Source organism: Halalkalibacter oceani, assembly GCF_023715705.1.
GTDB lineage: Bacteria > Bacillota > Bacilli > Bacillales > Bacillaceae_D > Halalkalibacter > Halalkalibacter oceani_A.
Genome location: NZ_JAMBOS010000092.1, coordinates 1 through 407, shown reverse-complemented (window position 1 = coordinate 407; position 407 = coordinate 1). Strand labels below are relative to the sequence as shown.

1 rRNA gene is annotated in these 407 nt (G+C 51.8%); it reads left to right on the top strand.

What is annotated here, in order from left to right:
- The first annotated feature begins 289 nt into the window (after nucleotides 1-289).
- Nucleotides 290-405, top strand: a 5S ribosomal RNA gene (gene rrf / locus M3212_RS21795).
- Nucleotides 406-407: the final 2 nt, after the last annotated feature.

The following is a 407-nucleotide window of genomic DNA, read 5'->3' as shown; positions in this document are numbered from 1 at the left end:
GTGTGGAAGCGTGGCGACACGTGGAGCTGACAGATACTAATCGGTCGAGGACTTATCCAAGCAATTCTTGATACTTGTACAATCATGATCTAGTTTTGAAGGAATCAAGCCCAAGTCCCCTGTCTTTGGGGGGACTGGGCGAAGCAATGTGCGGAGTCGCTACAGGTTTTAAAAGTCTAGAGAGGAGTGGGGTTCTCCACTCTAGACGAGTAGCGCACGGAGCCATTGCAATCTTCCTCGATATAGATTGATCAAAGAGAGCCTAACGAGGTAATCTGAAGATCAAATGTCCGGTGGCGATAGCGAAGAGGTCACACCCGTTCCCATGCCGAACACGGTCGTTAAGCTCTTCAGCGCCGATGGTAGTTGGGGGCTTCCCCCTGCAAGAGTAGGACGTTGCCGGGCGA